General features: G+C 68.9%; 15 protein-coding genes and 2 tRNA genes. 2 read left to right on the top strand and 15 right to left on the bottom strand.

Going from position 1 to position 16,237, the window contains the following annotated elements; all coding sequences use genetic code 11:
- Positions 1–57: 57 nt before the first annotated feature.
- The 3 genes from AES38_RS00080 to AES38_RS00075 are packed head-to-tail and all read right to left on the bottom strand — an operon-like array spanning position 58 to position 1,672.
- Positions 58–696 carry an anthranilate synthase component II gene (locus AES38_RS00080; protein ID WP_053773252.1) on the bottom strand — a complete coding sequence of 213 codons (639 nt, stop codon included), beginning with the start codon at positions 694–696 and terminating at the stop codon, positions 58–60.
- The gene (locus tag AES38_RS15735) at positions 693–857 is read right to left on the bottom strand and encodes a hypothetical protein (RefSeq protein WP_157883487.1); all 165 of its coding nucleotides are present in this window, start codon (positions 855–857) and stop codon (positions 693–695) included. Before AES38_RS15735 ends, AES38_RS00080 begins: the two co-directional genes overlap by 4 nt.
- Entirely contained in the window at positions 854–1,672 is an 819-nt protein-coding gene (locus tag AES38_RS00075) for a class E sortase (protein ID WP_053773251.1), read from the bottom strand. The genes AES38_RS15735 and AES38_RS00075 overlap by 4 nt, the downstream gene beginning before the upstream one ends.
- 105 nt (positions 1,673–1,777) lie before the next feature.
- Between AES38_RS00075 and AES38_RS00070 the strand changes: the two genes are divergently transcribed.
- Positions 1,778–2,017, top strand: a complete 240-nt coding sequence (locus AES38_RS00070; RefSeq protein WP_015488825.1) for a cell division protein CrgA — start codon at positions 1,778–1,780, stop codon at positions 2,015–2,017.
- Between the two features lie 411 nt (positions 2,018–2,428).
- Here AES38_RS00070 and AES38_RS00065 read toward each other — a convergent pair whose 3' ends face one another.
- Positions 2,429–3,292 carry a rhomboid family intramembrane serine protease gene (locus AES38_RS00065; protein WP_053773250.1) on the bottom strand — a complete coding sequence of 288 codons (864 nt, stop codon included), beginning with the start codon at positions 3,290–3,292 and terminating at the stop codon, positions 2,429–2,431.
- A complete protein-coding gene (locus tag AES38_RS00060; protein WP_053773249.1) occupies positions 3,292–3,831 on the bottom strand; it encodes a peptidylprolyl isomerase in 540 nt (179 codons plus the stop codon). The genes AES38_RS00065 and AES38_RS00060 overlap by 1 nt, the downstream gene beginning before the upstream one ends.
- 121 nt (positions 3,832–3,952) lie before the next feature.
- Between AES38_RS00060 and AES38_RS00055 the strand changes: the two genes are divergently transcribed.
- Positions 3,953–4,579, top strand: a complete 627-nt coding sequence (locus AES38_RS00055) for a hypothetical protein (RefSeq protein ID WP_242430964.1) — start codon at positions 3,953–3,955, stop codon at positions 4,577–4,579.
- Between the two features lie 186 nt (positions 4,580–4,765).
- Here AES38_RS00055 and AES38_RS00050 read toward each other — a convergent pair.
- The 10 genes from AES38_RS00050 to dnaA all read right to left on the bottom strand — a co-directional run bounded on the left by AES38_RS00050 (position 4,766) and on the right by dnaA (position 16,237).
- Positions 4,766–4,838, bottom strand: a tRNA-Ala gene (locus AES38_RS00050).
- An 80-nt stretch (positions 4,839–4,918) separates the two neighbouring features.
- Positions 4,919–4,995: transfer RNA gene (locus AES38_RS00045), tRNA-Ile, on the bottom strand.
- A 48-nt stretch (positions 4,996–5,043) separates the two neighbouring features.
- Positions 5,044–5,451 carry a DUF3566 domain-containing protein gene (locus AES38_RS00040; RefSeq protein WP_053773247.1) on the bottom strand — a complete coding sequence of 136 codons (408 nt, stop codon included), beginning with the start codon at positions 5,449–5,451 and terminating at the stop codon, positions 5,044–5,046.
- Complete coding sequence (gene gyrA, locus AES38_RS00035) at positions 5,444–8,131, bottom strand: DNA gyrase subunit A (protein ID WP_174775870.1); 2,688 nt, start codon at positions 8,129–8,131, stop codon at positions 5,444–5,446. Before gyrA ends, AES38_RS00040 begins: the two co-directional genes overlap by 8 nt.
- A gap of 82 nt (positions 8,132–8,213) precedes the next feature.
- Positions 8,214–10,259, bottom strand: coding sequence for a DNA topoisomerase (ATP-hydrolyzing) subunit B (gyrB, locus tag AES38_RS00030; RefSeq protein ID WP_242430966.1), 2,046 nt, complete (start codon positions 10,257–10,259; stop codon positions 8,214–8,216).
- Between the two features lie 188 nt (positions 10,260–10,447).
- Positions 10,448–10,960, bottom strand: coding sequence for a DciA family protein (locus tag AES38_RS00025; protein WP_053773246.1), 513 nt, complete (start codon positions 10,958–10,960; stop codon positions 10,448–10,450).
- Positions 10,957–12,162: a DNA replication/repair protein RecF gene (recF, locus tag AES38_RS00020; protein WP_053773245.1), complete on the bottom strand. Its 1,206-nt coding sequence runs from the start codon at positions 12,160–12,162 to the stop codon at positions 10,957–10,959. The genes AES38_RS00025 and recF overlap by 4 nt, the downstream gene beginning before the upstream one ends.
- A gap of 7 nt (positions 12,163–12,169) precedes the next feature.
- Positions 12,170–13,057 (bottom strand): phosphogluconate dehydrogenase (NAD(+)-dependent, decarboxylating), encoded by an 888-nt coding sequence (gene gnd / locus AES38_RS00015; RefSeq protein ID WP_053773244.1) that lies wholly within the window; start codon positions 13,055–13,057, stop codon positions 12,170–12,172.
- A 20-nt stretch (positions 13,058–13,077) separates the two neighbouring features.
- Positions 13,078–14,229 (bottom strand): DNA polymerase III subunit beta, encoded by a 1,152-nt coding sequence (gene dnaN / locus AES38_RS00010; RefSeq protein WP_053773243.1) that lies wholly within the window; start codon positions 14,227–14,229, stop codon positions 13,078–13,080.
- 574 nt (positions 14,230–14,803) lie between these two features.
- Positions 14,804–16,237, bottom strand: a complete 1,434-nt coding sequence (gene dnaA / locus AES38_RS00005) for a chromosomal replication initiator protein DnaA (RefSeq protein WP_053773242.1) — start codon at positions 16,235–16,237, stop codon at positions 14,804–14,806.

Raw genomic sequence — 16,237 nt, 5'->3', positions numbered from 1 at the left:
GTCACAGGACCGGCGAGGCCGGCCGATCCGTCGTCACCCCGTACCGCGGGCTCGCTCTCAGGCGACCCGGACGAGCGGCGACAGCCGCGACGACGTGTCGCGCGCACCCGCGAGCCCCGCGCCCTCGAGCCAGTTGCCGAGCATGCGGTAACCGCCCTCGGTGAGCACGGACTCCGGGTGGAACTGCACGCCGACGATGGGCGCGGCCTCGTGCCGGAGGCCCATGATCACGCCGCCCTCCGTGCGCGACGTGACGACCAGGTCGGAGGGGACCGTGCCGTCGACGACCGCGAGCGAGTGGTACCGCGTGGCGGTGAACGGCTGCGGCACGCCGAGGTAGAAGTCGCCGTCGTCGTGCGTGACGAGCGAGGTCTTGCCGTGCATGAGCTCCTCGGCGTTGGTCACCGTGGCTCCGAAGGCCTCCGCGATCGCCTGGTGCCCGAGGCACACGCCGAGCAGGGGCGTGCCCGCGTCGAGCGCGGCCGTGACGGTGGGGATGGAGACGCCGGCCTCCGACGGCTTGCCCGGTCCAGGGGACACGAGGACCGCGTCGTACTCCGAGATCACCCCGGCCATGTCGGCGCCGTCGTGGTCGTCGTTGCGCATGACCACGGTCTCGGCGCCCAGCTGCTGCAGGTACCCGTTGAGCGTGTAGACGAAGCTGTCGTAGTTGTCGATGACGAGGACGCGTGTCACTGATGCACCGTGACTTCCTGGGTGTTGACGATGGAGTCGACCCAGGGGAACACCCAGGCGACGAGCGAGAAGAGGATGGCCGCGAGCAGCACCAGGATGATGAGGAGCCTCACCCACACCGGCCCGGGGAGGATGCGCCAGAACGCCGCGTACACGCTCAACCCGCCTTCGCGAACGACGTGCCGGCGAGTGCGGCCGGCGTCGCGGCGTCGGACCGCGGCTGCCAGGACTCGAAGACGCTGTAGGCCACCACGCGCTCGGCCGCCGAGAAGAGCGGGTTGCAGCTCGTCATGGTGAGGATCCGGTCCCCCGGCTGCGCATCGGGTGCCTGCGGCACCGGGTTGAGCACGTCGACTCCGGTGGGCTTCACGTACTCGAGTGTACGGAACCGGTACGTGTACCAGCCGTCCTGCGTCTCGACCACGATGGCGTCGCCCACCCGGAGGTCCGTGATCTGGTTGAAGGGCTTCCCGTACGTGGTGCGGTGGGCCGCGACCGCGAAGTTCCCCACCTGCCCGGGCATCTGGGTCTCGCGGTAGTGTCCGATCTTGCCGTGGTTGAGGACGTTCCCGAGGCCGACGCCCGTCGCGACGGGCACGACGTAGTCCGGCCCGAACCGGGGGATGTAGATGTTCCCGAAGTCGGTGGCGTCGGACGCCGGCGCCGCGGTGATCACGGGGTCCCCGGGCGCCGCGGGCGACGCGGCGGGATCCGGCGACGCGGCGGGATCCGGGGAAGCCTCCGCCTGCGGTGCCGCCGTGGCCCAGCTCCTGCTGTTCTCCAGCGCCTGGTCCCGCTGCCCGCTGCTCACCACGATGTCGTTGAACCACAGCTGCCAGCCCAGGAACAGCATGATGAGCACGCCGGCCGTGAGGAGGAGCTCGCCGAGGACGCCCACCGTGCCGAGCAGCACGTCGTTCCGCCTGCCGCGGCGCCGCGTGGCACGACGGGAGGGGGCAGGATCCTGTGGGCTCATGTGCCGATTGTAGGTGGCCGACCTCGCAAGGAGGCCCCGGCGGCCGACCCGTGGACGCGCGCATGGTCCGGGCCCCGTGGAGGAGGGTACGGCTAGAATCTCGCCATGGCCCGCGACAAGACGACGAGACCCTCCCGCCAGGAACGCGTGCGCGACGAGGACGCCCCGAACCCCGTGTGGTTCAAGCCCATCATGTTCGGCTTCATGCTCGTGGGCCTCGCGTGGCTGATCGTCTACTACGTCAGCCTCAACGCCTTCCCCATCCCCGACCTCGGCGTCGGCAACATCCTCATCGGCTTCGGGCTCATCCTCGTCGGCTTCCTCATGACCACCAGGTGGCGCTGACCGCAGCGCACCTCATTGCAGAAGAGCCCGTCACCTCCCCGGTGGCGGGCTCTTCTGCGTTCCCGGCTCGCGCCCGCCCGGGCTGTTGTCCACAGCAGGCCTGTGCACAAGCCTCCACACATGTGGAGAACCGCACGACCGACGCATGGCCCACGATCCAGCCGAACTGGTTACGCGCACAAGCCCGCCGCGATCCGGATCCGCCCCCGCCCCAGCTCCCTGCCTCACCTCGGGACGCTCGTGTCGCTCACAGCTAATGACACGCGTGTAACTATCCCCACTGTGGACTGGCCTGTGGATAACCCCGCTGGCGGCGATGGGTGCGCGCGCCGCCGGCTAACTGCGATGGCGGAGACGACGAAGCCCCGCGGCGCTCGGGGAGAGCGACGCGGGGCGAGACGGGGGGCTGATCTAGATGGCGACCGGGAACACGGCCGCCGCGACCACGATCGCCGCAGCCAGGGCGGCCAGCGAGCCGACTTGCGCGCCGCGCTGCCGGGGATCCCTCGTGCGCAGGAGCACGAGCGCCACGACCGCTCCGGTGACGAGCCCTCCCACGTGGGCCTGCCAGGAGACGCCCTGGACCACGAAGCCGAGCAGGAGGTTCAGCACGATGATGCCCAGGAGCGGACCGACGTTGCCGCCGAGCTTCCGTGCGAGGACGAAGTAGCCGCCCATGAGCCCGAAGATCGCCCCCGAGGCGCCGACGACGGCGGTCAACGAGTCGCCCATGGCGGCGCCGATCACCTCGACGGCGAGGGATCCGCCCATGGCCGAGATCAGGAAGAGCGCGAGGAAACGCACGCGCCCGAGCATGGGCTCGAGGACGCGGCCGAAGACGAAGACCGACAGCATGTTGAGCAAGATGTGGAAGATGCTGTCCGGGGAGTGCGTGAACGCGCTCGTCAGCATGCGCCACGGCTCGTAGTCACCGGAGGCGACGCTGCCGTAGACCGGTGCGAACCAGAGCGACGTCGTGACGTATCCGCCGACGATCGGCAGCACCTGCAGGATCCAGACCACGGCGCAGACGGCCATGATCCCGTAGGTCGCGACGGGCGCGGAGCTCCGCGTCATCCGCGTGACGAAGGATACCCGGGACCGAGGAGCGGTGCGACGCTGCTCCTTCATGTCCTCCGGGCAGATCACCCCGACGGCGGCCGGCGTCTGGCACTCGGGGCAGATGGTCCGCCCGCATCGCTGGCACAGCACGAAGCTCTGCCGGTCGGGGTGCCGGTAGCAGCGGTCGGCCGCCGTACGGGGTGAGTCGGTCATCAGACCTTCTCGACGGTGACGCTCTCGATCACGACGTCCTCGCGGGGACGGTCGCGGCCGTCGGTCGCGACGGCGTTGAGGGCGTCGACGACCTTCTTCGACGCGTCGTCGGCCACCTCGCCGAAGATCGTGTGCTTGCCCTGGAGCCACGTGGTGGGCGCCGTGGTGATGAAGAACTGCGAGCCGTTGGTGCCGCGGCCGCCCTGCGTGCCGGCGTTCGCCATGGCGAGGATGTAGGGCTTCGAGAAGTCGAGGTCGCGGCTGATCTCGTCGTCGAACTGGTAGCCGGGCCCGCCGGTGCCCTGGCCGAGCGGGTCGCCGCCCTGGAGCATGAAGTCCTTGATGATGCGGTGGAAGACGACGCCGTCGTACAGCGGGTCGTTCGACTTCTTGCCGGTCTGGGGGTGGGTCCACTCCTTCTCGCCGGTGGCGAGGCCGACGAAGTTCTCGACGGTCTGGGGCGCGTGCGACCCGAAGAGGTTGAGGACGATGGTGCCGTGGTTGGTCGTCATGGTGGCGACGTGAGTGTGCGCAGACATGGAGCAATGGTCTCACGGCGGAGCTGGGACTCGGCGGACGCACAGGGACCACCGTGTTTGCCCGCAGTGGCACCCGTGCCAGACTGAAGATCCTGGCGAAATCACACCGATGGAGGTCCCCTTGGGTCTGTCACGCAAGAACAAGAAGGAGTTGGCGAAGCTCCGCACCCATGCGGCCGCCGTCCTCAAGGAGCAGCGCGAGGTCCTCGACCGGGCCAACGTCGTCGTGGCCGAGGCCGCGCACACCGCCCGCAAGCTCTCCGACCAGCACGTCGTCCCCGCCGTCAAGCGCGGCGTCGACGACCACATCCGTCCCGGCTACGAGGCCGGCGCCGAGCGCGTGCGCACGGCGGCCGACTCGGCCTACAAGGGCTTCACGCACACGGTCCTCCCGGCCGTCGCCGGTGCCGCCGGATCCGCCGTCGCCGCGACCGAGGGCATCCGCAACAGCAAGCAGGTGAAGGACGCCGTCAAGAAGGCCGGCAAGGTCTCCTCGAAGGCGCAGGAGTTCGGCAAGCACTACGTCGACAACGGCCGCTCGTACGTCGGCCGCTACGTGCCCCAGGCGGCGCCCGCGAAGAAGGGCCTCGGCTTCGGCGGAGTCGCCCTCATCGCGCTCGGCGTCGTCGTCGTGGGCGGTGTCGGGTACGCGCTGTACCAGACGTTCCGCGCCGATGACGACCTGTGGATCGCCGACGACGAGCCCGAGGCCGTCGACGCGACCGCGAAGGACCAGCCCGCGAGCTGATCACCGCATCCCGGTCGCCGCGCGACCGCCCGAAGGCCCGGACACCTGAGGTGTCCGGGCCTTCGTCGTACGTGCAGCTGTCATGGACGATGACGAGGTCGGCGACGCGGGAAGCGTCCGGCGACGGACCTGATGGATGCGCTCGAGCCGCGGACGGCGAGCGGCGGACCCGAGAGGGGCCTGGTGTGGAGTCACGGGGAATCGAACCCCGGACCTCCTGCTTGCAAAGCAGGCGCTCTACCAATTGAGCTATGACCCCGATCGGCGAGCCTCGGACCGCCTCGCGGCCTACCGACTCGTTTCCCGCCATGCCCCCGGATCACACGGATCCGGGGGTGTTGGTGGGGATACCAGGATTTGAACCTGGGACCTCTTCATTATCAGTGAAGCGCTCTAACCAACTGAGCTATATCCCCATCGGGCAGGTACACGTTACCGTACGCCTGCCCGTTTCTCCCAATCGGCTACGCGTTGGTGAAGCCGACGAGCACACCGCCGGTGATGCGCACGCTGAGGTTGTACAGCAGCGCGGCCACCGCACCGAGCACGGTGCCGACGACGATGTTGAGCACGGCCACCACGATGGCGAAGCCGAGCACCTGACCCAGGCCGAAGACGTCCTGGAGGGAGAAGTCCGTGGATCCGGAGACCTCCTGGAACAGCTGGTCCACCGTGCCGAAGACGTTCGTGGTCTGCAGCACGATGTAGATGAGGAACGTGGCCACGACGGTGATGATGCCGAGCACCACCGAGAAGAGGAACGCGAGCTTCAGCGCCGACCAGAAGTCGACGTACACGAGCTTGAGACGCACCTGCTTGGTGGTGGTGGCCCGCGACGACTTCTTCGCGAGCTTCTCGGCGACACTACTCATCAGGTGTTTCCTTCCCAGCAGCGGTACCGTCGGACGCGTCGGGCGCAGCTTCGGGGACCACCAGGTTGCGTTCGGAGTTCTTGGCCAGTGAGATGATCCTGTCGTCGTCCGCGAATCGGGCGAACACGACACCCATGGTGTCTCTGCCCTTCGCCGGGACCTCGGCCACCGCAGAGCGTACCACCTTGCCGCTGGCGAGCACGACGAGGATCTCGTCCTCCTCGCCCACGATCAGGGCCCCCGCGAGGTCGCCCCGGGCGTCCTGCAGCTTGGCCACCTTGATGCCCATGCCGCCGCGGTTCTGCACGCGGTACTGGTCCGCCGCGGTGCGCTTGGCGAAGCCGCCCTCGGTGACGACGAACACGAAGCCCTGCTCGCCGACGACCGACGCGCTGAGCAGCGTGTCGTCGCCGCGGAAGGTCATGCCCTTCACGCCCGAGGTGGACCGGCCCATCGGACGCAGCGCCTGGTTGTCGGCGGAGAACCGCAGCGACATGCCCTTGCGGGAGACGAGGAGCAGGTCGTCGTCCTCGTCCACGAGCAGCGCCGAGACGAGCGCGTCACCGTCGCGGAGGTTGATCGCGATGATGCCGCCCGTGCGGTTCGTGTCGTACTCGGTGAGGGCCGTCTTCTTCATCAGGCCGTCGCGGGTCGCGAGCACGAGGTACTGCGCCACCTGGTAGTCGCGGATGTCGAGGACCTGCTGGATCTCCTCGTCCGGCTGCATGGCGAGCAGGTTGGCGACGTGCTGGCCCTTCGCGTCGCGGCCGGCCTCCTGGAGCTCGTACGCCTTCGCGCGGTAGACGCGGCCCTTGTCGGTGAGGAAGAGGAGCCAGTGGTGCGTCGTGGTGACGAAGAAGTGCTCGACCACGTCGTCCGCCCGCAGCTGCGCGCCGCGGACGCCCTTGCCGCCGCGGTGCTGGCTGCGGTAGTTGTCGATGCGCGTGCGCTTGATGTACCCGCCGCGCGTGACCGTGACCACCATCTCCTCCTCGGGGATGAGGTCCTCCATGCTCATGTCGCCGTCGAAGCCGAGCATGATCTCCGTGCGCCGGTCGTCGCCGTACTTGTCGGTGATCTCCTGCAGCTCGGTGCTGATGATCTCCCGCTGCACGGAGGGCGTCGCGAGGATGTGCTTGTACTCGGCGATGCGCTCCTCGAGCTCGGCCGCCTGGTCCTGGATCTTCTGGCGCTCGAGCGCGGCGAGCCGGCGGAGCTGCATCTCGAGGATCGCGTTGGCCTGGAGCTCGTCGATGTCGAGCAGCCGCATCAGCCCGCTGCGCGCGACCTCGACCGTCTCCGACCGGCGGATCAGCGCGATGACCTCGTCGAGGGCGTCGAGCGCCTTGAGGTAGCCGCGCAGGATGTGGGCGCGCGCCTCGGCCTCGTTCAGGCGGTACTGCGTGCGGCGGACGATGACGTCGATCTGGTGGTCGATCCACGCGGAGATGAAGCCGTCGAGCGCGAGCGTGCGCGGGATCCCGTCGACGATCGCGAGCATGTTCGCGCCGAAGTTCTCCTGCAGCTGCGTGTGCTTGTAGAGGTTGTTCAGCACGACCTTGGCGACGGCGTCGCGCTTCAGCACGATGACGAGGCGCTGGCCGGTGCGGCCCGAGGTCTCGTCGCGGATGTCGGCGACGCCGCCGAGCTTGCCGTCCTTCACGAGCTCGGCGATCTTGATCGCGAGGTTGTCGGGGTTGACCTGGTACGGGAGCTCGGTGACCACGAGGCACACGCGACCCTGGATCTCCTCGACCGCGACGACCGCGCGCATCGTGATCGATCCGCGGCCCGTGCGGTACGCGTCGATGATGCCCTTGGTGCCGAGCACCTGGGCGCCCGTCGGGAAGTCCGGGCCCTTGATCCGCTCGAGGAGCGCCTCGAGCAGCTCCTCCCGGTTCGCGTCCGGGTTGGCGAGCAGCCACTGCGCGCCGGCCGCGACCTCGCGGAGGTTGTGCGGCGGGATGTTGGTGGCCATGCCGACGGCGATGCCCACGGATCCGTTCACCAGCAGGTTCGGGAAGCGCGACGGCAGGATCTTCGGCTCCAGCGTGCGGCCGTCGTAGTTGTCCTGGAAGTCGACCGTGTCCTCGGTGATGTCCCGGACCATCTCCATGGCGAGCGGGGCCATCTTGGTCTCGGTGTACCGGGGGGCCGCGGCGCCGTCGTTGCCGGCCGACCCGAAGTTGCCCTGGCCGAGCGCGAGCGGGTAGCGGAGGCTCCACGGCTGGACGAGGCGGACGAGCGCGTCGTAGATCGACGAGTCGCCGTGCGGGTGGAACTGCCCCATGACCTCGCCGACCACGCGGGCCGACTTGAAGAACGAGCGGTCGGGGCGGTAGCCGCCGTCGTACATCGCGTAGATCACGCGGCGGTGCACGGGCTTCAGCCCGTCGCGGACCTCGGGCAGCGCGCGCTGCACGATGACGCTCATCGCGTAGTCGAGGAAGGAGCGCTGCATCTCGAGCTGCAGGTCCACCTGCTCGATGCGGTCGTGGGTGACGACGACGGTGGCGTCGGGGTCGATGATGGCGTCCGGGAGCGAGTCGGATGCGGCCGCGGCGGACGACGCCGGAGTCACCCCGTCCTGGGGCAGCGCGTCGTCGGTCGACGACGCCTGCTCGTCGTCCGGGGTCGCCCCCGCGCCCTGCTCGTCGTCCGGAGTGATGTCGTCGGCCATGGAGGTCCCGTTCAGATGTCGATGGAGCGTGGGGTCGGTGCCGGGCGGCGGCCGGGATCGGGCCGGCCTGCCGCCTGGTCGATCAGATGTCGAGGAACCTGACGTCCTTGGCGTTGCGCTGGATGAAGCTGCGGCGGGACTCGACGTCCTCGCCCATCAGCGTCGAGAAGACCTCGTCGGCGCCGGCGGCGTCGTCGAGGGTGACCTGCATGAGGGTGCGCGTGGCGGGATCCATGGTGGTCTCCCACAGCTCCTTGTAGTCCATCTCGCCCAGGCCCTTGTAGCGCTGGATGCCGTTGTCCTTGGGGATCCGCTTGCCGTTCGCCTGCCCGTGCGCCAGCAGCGCGTCGCGCTCGGCATCCGTGTAGACGTACTGGTGGTCGGCGTTCGACCACTTGAGGCGGTACAGCGGCGGCTGCGCGAGGTAGACGTAGCCGAGCTCGATGAGCGGCCGCATGTAGCGGAACAGCAGGGTGAGCAGCAGGGTCGTGATGTGCTGGCCGTCGACGTCCGCGTCGGCCATCAGCACGATCTTGTGGTACCTGACCTTCTCGGCGTTGAAGTCCTCGCCGATGCCCGCGCCGAACGCGGTGATCATCGACTGGACCTCGTTGTTCTGCAGCGCGCGGTCGAGGCGGGCCTTCTCGACGTTGAGGATCTTGCCCCGCAGCGGCAGGATCGCCTGCGTCGTGGGGTTGCGGCCCTGCACGGCGGATCCGCCGGCCGAGTCGCCCTCGACCAGGAAGACCTCGGACAGCGCCGGGTCCTTGCTCTGGCAGTCCTTGAGCTTGCCGGGCATGCCGCCGGACTCGAGCAGGCCCTTGCGCCGGGTCTGCTCGCGCGCCTTGCGGGCGGCGAGGCGCGCCTGCGAGGCCTGCATGCCCTTGCGGATGATGTCCTTCGCCTGCGCCGGATTCTTCTCCAGCCAGTCGCCGAGCTGCTGGCCGACTATGCGCTGCACGTAGGCCTTCGCCTCGGTGTTGCCGAGCTTGGTCTTGGTCTGCCCCTCGAACTGCGGCTCGCCGAGCTTCACGGAGATGACGGCGGTGAGGCCCTCGCGGACGTCGTCGCCCGTGAGGTTCTCGTCCTTCTCGCGGAGCAGCTTGTTCTCGCGCGCGTAGCGGTTGACCAGCGTGGTGAGCGCCGCGCGGAAGCCCTCCTCGTGCGTGCCGCCCTCGTGCGTGTTGATGGTGTTCGCGTAGGTGTGGACGCTCTCCGTGTAGGAGGTAGTCCACTGCATCGCGACCTCGAGGCTGATCTTCTTGACCGTGTCCTCGGACTCGAACGCGATGACGTCGGCGTTGACGACCTCGGTCTTCTTCGCCTTCACGAGGTGCTCGACGTAGTCGACGAGGCCGCGCTCGTAGAGGAACTTCTCGGTGCGGTGCTCGGCGCCGTCGACCTCGCGCTCGTCGTGCAGCGTGAGGGCGAGCCCCTTGTTGAGGAACGCCATCTGCTGGAAGCGCGCGCGGAGGGTGTCGTAGTCGAACTCGACGGTCTCGAAGATCTCGCGGCTCGGCCAGAAGGTGATGGTCGTGCCGGTCTCGGTGGATCCCTCGCCCTTCTCCAGCGGCGCGTCCGGCACCCCGATGGTGAAGCTCTGGCGCCAGACGGCGCCCTGGCGGCGGACCTCGACGTCGAGGCGCTCCGACAGCGCGTTCACCACGGAGCTGCCGACGCCGTGCAGGCCGCCCGACACCGCGTACCCGCCGCCGCCGAACTTGCCGCCGGCGTGCAGCTTCGTGAGCACGAGCTCGACCGTCGAGATGCCCTCGACGGGGTGGATGTCGACCGGGATGCCGCGGCCGTCGTCGACGACGCGGATGCCGCCGTCCTTGCGCATGGTGACCTGGATGTCGCTCGCGTAGCCCGCCAGCGCCTCGTCGACCGAGTTGTCGACGATCTCGCTCACCAGGTGGTGCAGACCGCGCGGTCCGGTCGATCCGATGTACATGCCGGGGCGCTTGCGCACGGCCTCGAGGCCCTCGAGCACCTGGATCTCGTTGGCGCCGTAGTCGTTGCTCACCTGCTGGCGGGTGATGTGGTCGGAGTCGTTGTGCGTCTCCTCGACCTGCACCTCGTCGGAGGTGGAGTCGTCGGGGAGGTCCTGTGAGGCATCCGATGTCATGGGGTGGTGGCTCCTGCCGCGTCGACGCGCCCCTGCCCGACGGCGGACGCGCGCGGATCACGAGGTGATCCGGGGACCGTCGTCCCTTGGCTGCGGGCGACCCCTCATTCTATCGCAGGAGTACGCTTCGCACCGCCTATCCGGCCGTCTGACGCCTTTTCCCGGCAGGGGTGACCTGATTCGCCTCCCTAGCCGTAGGTATCGCGCGGGCCCCGCCCTGGGATCGACCTGGGACCCTTTTTCCACGACGGGGCGTTCGGCCCCTGGAAGCGGATCGACCGGATGCCGGCGTCGGGGAAGCGCTCGGCGATGCGCGTCGTGATCTCCACGCGCATCAGCCGGAGCTGCGTCGCCCATGCCGTCGACTCGCACTCGACGGTGAGGAGGCCGTCCTCGATCCCGACGGGAGAGGAGTGCACGGCGGTCTCCTCGCCGGCGATCGTCGTCCACGCCGCCATCAGCTCGGCCTGCGAGAGGGAGGAGGTCCAGCCCATGCGCGAGGTGAGCGAGTCCATCACGCTGCCGAGCGAGTCGGGATCCCGGCCGGGCTGGAACGGGGAGCTGCCGGCCTTCTGCTCGCGGCGCTTCCGCGCCGAGGGTGAGCGCACGGACGCGTCGCCGAACACCCGGCGGAAGCGGCGGTAGACCGCGACCGCCTCCGACTCCGGCAGCGGTCCGCCGTCGGCGGCGCGGGGGATCACGCCTCTCCCCCGTCGTCCGCGGTCCGCGGCGAGGGCGCGTCGACGATCTCGCCGGCGCGGATGTGCACCGCGTTGGCCGCGAGGTGCTCGGGCACGTCCTCGAACACGGCCGCGGTGATGAGGACCTGCTCGAACCCGGTCACGGCCTCCGCCAGACGTCCGCGACGTGCCTGGTCCAGCTCGGCGAACACGTCGTCGAGGATGAGCACCGGGTCGCCCGTCTGCGAGTCCCGTCGCAGCAGCTCGGCCGAGGCCAGCTTGATAGCGAGGGCGAATGACCACGACTCGCCGTGGCTGGCGTAGCCCTTCGCGGGCAACCCGTTCAGCCGGAACAGCACGTCGTCGCGGTGCGGACCCACCAGCGTGAGGCCGCGCTCGAGCTCGCGCGGGCGCATCCGCGCGATGGCGGCGGCGAAGACCGGTACGACGTCCTCGGTCCGGGTGAACCGCCCGCCGTCGCGGGCCCCGGACTCGTCCGCGACGTCGTCCTCCCCCGGGTCGTCCGCGAGGATGCTCAGCTCGGGACGTGCCGAGGGCCCGTGATCGGATCCCGCGACCGCGAGGTACGCCCGCGCCAGCTCCGGCTGGAGCGACTCGACGAGCGCACCTCGCGCCGCGATGATCTGCGAGCCGATGGACACGAGACGCTCGTCCCAGATGTCCAGCGTGCCGAGCTGGTCGGCCTTCATCCCCCGCGCCCGGGCGGACTTCAGCAGCGTGTTCCGCTGCTTGAGCGCCCGGTCGTAGTCCGACAGCACCCCGGCGAGCCGGGGGGTCCGCAGCACGAGCAGCTGGTCGAGGAGACGACGCCGGCCCGACGGGTCCCCGCGCACGAGCGCCAGGTCCTCGGGAGCGAACAGCACGCTCGAGAAGTACCGCGGCAGCTCGCGCGGCTTCGTGGGCGTGCTGTTCACCTGCGCCCGGTTGGCCGCCGAGCGGTTGATCTGCACCTCGACCCGGAGCTCCCGGCCCGCGTGCTGCAGGAGCGCCCGGATCACGGCGGACTCCGCGCCCTGGCGGATGAGCGCCTGGTCGGTGGAGACGCGGTGCGACCCGAGCGTGCTCAGGAAGCCCAGCGCCTCCACCAGGTTCGTCTTGCCCTGTCCGTTGCTGCCCACGAAGAGGGTGGCGCCGGGCAGGAGCGCGACGTCCGCTCGGGTGTAGTTGCGGAAGTCACCCAGGGAGAGGTGACGGACGATCATCCTGTGGTCAGGACTTCTTCTGCACCGAGTGGCCGCCGAACTGGTTGCGCAGCGCCGCGACGGCCTTCATGGCCGGGGAGTCCTCCTGGCGGGAGGAGAAGCGCGCGAAGATCGACGCGCTGATCGCCGGCATCGGCACGGCGTTGTTGAGCGCCTCCTCGATCGTCCAACGGCCCTCGCCGGAGTCCTGCACGAAGCCCTCGATGTCCTCGAAGCCCGGGTCCTCCTTGAGCGCCTTGACCAGCAGCTCGAGCAGCCAGGAGCGGACGACGGTGCCGCGCTGCCAGGCCTCGAACGTGCCGGTGACGTCCTTGATGATGTCCTTGCGCGCCGCGAGGAGCTCGTAGCCCTCGGCGAACGACTGCATCATCGCGTACTCGATCCCGTTGTGGACCATCTTCGCGTAGTGCCCGGCGCCGGAGTCGCCGACGTGCACGAAGCCCTCCTCGCGAGGGCCCTCGGGGCGGAGCGCGTCGAAGACGGGCATCGCGCGCTGGACCTGCTCCGCGGGTCCGCCGACCATCAGGCCGTAGCCGTTCTCCAGACCCCAGACGCCGCCCGAGACGCCGGCGTCGACGAAGTCGATGCCCTTGTCCTTGAGCAGGCCCGCGTGGGCGAAGTCGTCGGTGAACTTCGAGTTGCCGCCGTCGATCACCAGGTCGCCGGGCTCGAGGATGCGGGCGAGGTCGCCCACCACGTTCTGCGTGACCTTGCCGGCCGGCACCATGACCCAGACGAGACGGGGCGCAGGCAGCGCCGCAGCGAGGTCCTCGAGGGTGGCTACGTCCGAGACGTCGGGATTGGTGTCGTAGCCGGTCACCTCGATGCCGTTCTTCTCGAGGCGCGCGCGCATGCGAGCGCCCATCTTGCCGAGTCCGACGAGTCCGATGTGCATGTTCTCTCCTTGATCGCGGTCTAGCGGAGCAGCAGGTTGGGCTGCAGCAGGTACCGGTAGTTGTCTGCCCCAGCCTGGTCCTTGGACGACTGACTCGTGATCAGCACCGGACCGGGCTTGTTCGGGTTGTCCGTCTTCGTGAACGACAGGCGGACGAACTCGGAGTGGACGGCACCCAGGCCGTCCAGCAGGAACTGCGGCTTGAGCGAGACCACGGTGTCCACGCCGGTGAGGAGGGCGTCGATGCTCTCCGATGCCTGCGCGTGCTCGGAGCCGATGGCCTCCAGGGTGAGGCCGTCGATGGTGAAGGTGAAGCGCAGCGCCGCCTCGCGCTCCAGCACGAGCTGGACGCGGCGGGTGGCCTCGATGAGGTCCGCGGTGTTGATGACCGCGTAGTTGTCGACCGTCTCGGGGAACAGGCGCTTGACCGGCGGGAAGTTGCCGCGGATGAGCAGCGAGGTGACGGTCTTCCTGTCGGCGCTGAACGCGATGAGCTGACGGTCGTCCGTGTCGGTGATCGCCACCGAGATCGTGCCGCTGTGGCCGAAGGTCTTGCCGATCTCCTGCAGCGTGCGGGCCGGCACGAGCGCCGTGCGGCTGGTCCCGTCGTTGCCGGAGTCGCCACCGTCCCAATCGATCTCGCGCACGGCGACGCGGTAGCGGTCCGTGGCGATGAGTCCGAGGCTGCTCTCCCCCACCTCGAGCTGGACGCCGGTGATGACGGGGGTGACGTCGTCGCGGGACGCCGCGACGGCCACCTGCGAGACGGCGGCGGCGAACTGCTCGGCGGGGAGGAGCCCGGACTGCTCGGAGATCTGCGGCAGCGTCGGGTACTCCTCGACGGGCATGCTCAACAGCGTGAAGTGCGCGGATCCGCACGAGACGGTGATCTTGGACTCGTCGGTGGTGAATCGCACCGGTGCGTTCGGCAGGCGGTTGGCGATGTCCGCCAGGAGCCGACCGGAGACCAGCACCCGCCCGGACTCCTCGATGTCCGCCTGGATCTGCGTGCGAGCGGAGACCTCGTAGTCGAACGACGACAGCGTCAGCCCGTCCTCGGTCGCCTCGATGAGCACACCGCTCAGGATCGGCAGGGTCGTGCGCTGCGGGAGGAGCTTGACGGCGAAGGACACCGCCTCGCTGAAGACGTCCCTGTTGACTTGGAACTTCACGTTGTGGACCCCTCGATGAGCGGAAGATTTGTCGGTCAATGCTAGCCGTGCCGACGGGGGCCCCCGGGACCGTCGATCCCTCCACACCCTGAGGTTCTTGGGCGACATCCAATGAAGGGTTTAAGGATCAATAGTCTTAACCGCTGTGGAATCTGTGGACAACTGCGGGAGTCCCCTCGGTTGAGCGGGAACTACACGTCTGGAAGTTGTGGGACGGGTGTGGAGCGGCCTGGGGACTCGGCGGAACGACCTCGTCGCGACGAGCCCGGTTCCACAGGCGTCCTCCTCGAACCCACATCCGCTCCGGCGGTTCTCCACAGTTATCCACAGTCTGTGCACACTGTGGGGAACGACCGTCCGAGTCGGATCGGGGACCGCGAGAGCCCCCTGGGTACCGCGCGACGGCACGCGAGAGGGGTCGTGCCGGGCAGTCGTCCCCGGCGCGATCCCTGCGCTGGCCAGTGCGAGGACGCGCTCGCGGATGACGGAGACGACAGAAGGGGCCGGACCCATGGTCCGACCCCTTCTCGCACGTCGTGCACCGCCCGGGGCCGCGAGGCCCGTGCGGACGGCGTCACATCTTGCCGTAGCGGTGGTTCTGCTTGATCCGGCTGGTGAGCTCCGTGACCTGGTTGTAGATCGACCGGCGCTCCTTCATGAGCTCGGTGATCTTCTTGTTCGCGTACATGACGGTGGTGTGGTCGCGGTTGCCGAACAGCTGGCCGATCTTGGGCAGCGACAGGTTCGTCAGCTCCCGGCACAGGTACATGGCGATCTGCCGGGCGGTGGCCACGGCCTGCGAGCGAGACGATCCGTAGAGGTCGTCGACGGTCAGCTTGAAGTAGGCCGCGGTGTGGTTGATGATGTCGACCGGCGCGATGACGTTGTCCTCGTCGAGCGTGATGAGGTCCTTCAGCACCGTCTGCACGAGCGCCAGGTCGACCGGGGTCTTGTTCAGGCTGGCGAACGCCGTGACGCGGATGAGGGTGCCCTCGAGCTCGCGGATGTTCGAGGTGACCTTGGTGGCCATGTACTCGAGGATGTCGTCCGGCACCTGCAGCTTCTCGCTCTGCGCCTTCTTGCGGAGGATCGCGATGCGCGTCTCCAGGTCGGGGGCCTGCACGTCGGTGATCAGGCCCCACTCGAAGCGCGAGCGCATCCGGTCCTCGAAGCCCGTGAGGTGCTTCGGCGGGAGGTCGCTCGTGATGACCACCTGCTTGTTGTGGTCGTGCAGCGTGTTGAAGGTGTGGAAGAAGGCCTCCTGGGTGGAGTCCTTGCCCTGGAGGAACTGGATGTCGTCGATCAGCAGGATGTCGTTGTCGCGGTAGCGGGACTGGAACAGCGAGGAGCGGTTGTTCGCGATCGAGTTGATGAAGTCGTTGGTGAACTCCTCGGAGCTCACGTACCGCACGCGGATCCCGGGGTACAGGCTGATGGCGTAGTGGCCGATCGCGTGAAGCAGGTGGGTCTTGCCCAGCCCCGAGTCGCCGTAGATGAAGAGGGGGTTGTACGCCTTGGCCGGCGCCTCCGCCACGGCCACGGCGGCCGCGTGCGCGAAGCGGTTGGATCCGCCGATGACGAAGGTGTCGAAGCCGTACTTCGGGTTGAGCCGGGAGTCGCCGCGGGACGGTGACGCAGGCAGGCCGGGGTTGTCGGTCGGCGCGGTGATGGTCGGCGTCTCGATGTAGGGCTGTTCCGCCGCCGGCTCGGGATGCTGCGCGAAGGCGTCCTGCGCGATCTCCGGGTTGACGACGATGGCGAAGTTGCTCACGCCGGCCGCCTCGTCGAGCGAGCCGATGGCGTTGAGGAGGGGCACGCGGATGCGCTGCTCGAGCATCCCGCGGGTGAGGTCGTTGGGCACCTCGAGGTAGAGGGTGCCGGTCATGACGCCCTTCGGCTCGACCAGGCTGATGAAGCCGTGCAGCTGCGGCGTGATGCGGTCGTCCGCGGTCAGGGCGGACAGCACCTTCTGCCAGATCGCGTGCGTCGGGTCGGAGCGGTCGGACAT

The organism is Clavibacter capsici (genome assembly GCF_001280205.1).
Classification (GTDB): Bacteria; Actinomycetota; Actinomycetes; order Actinomycetales; family Microbacteriaceae; genus Clavibacter; species Clavibacter capsici.
The sequence above is the reverse complement of the archived record's forward strand: the minus strand, read 5'-3'. Positions and strand labels throughout refer to the sequence as shown.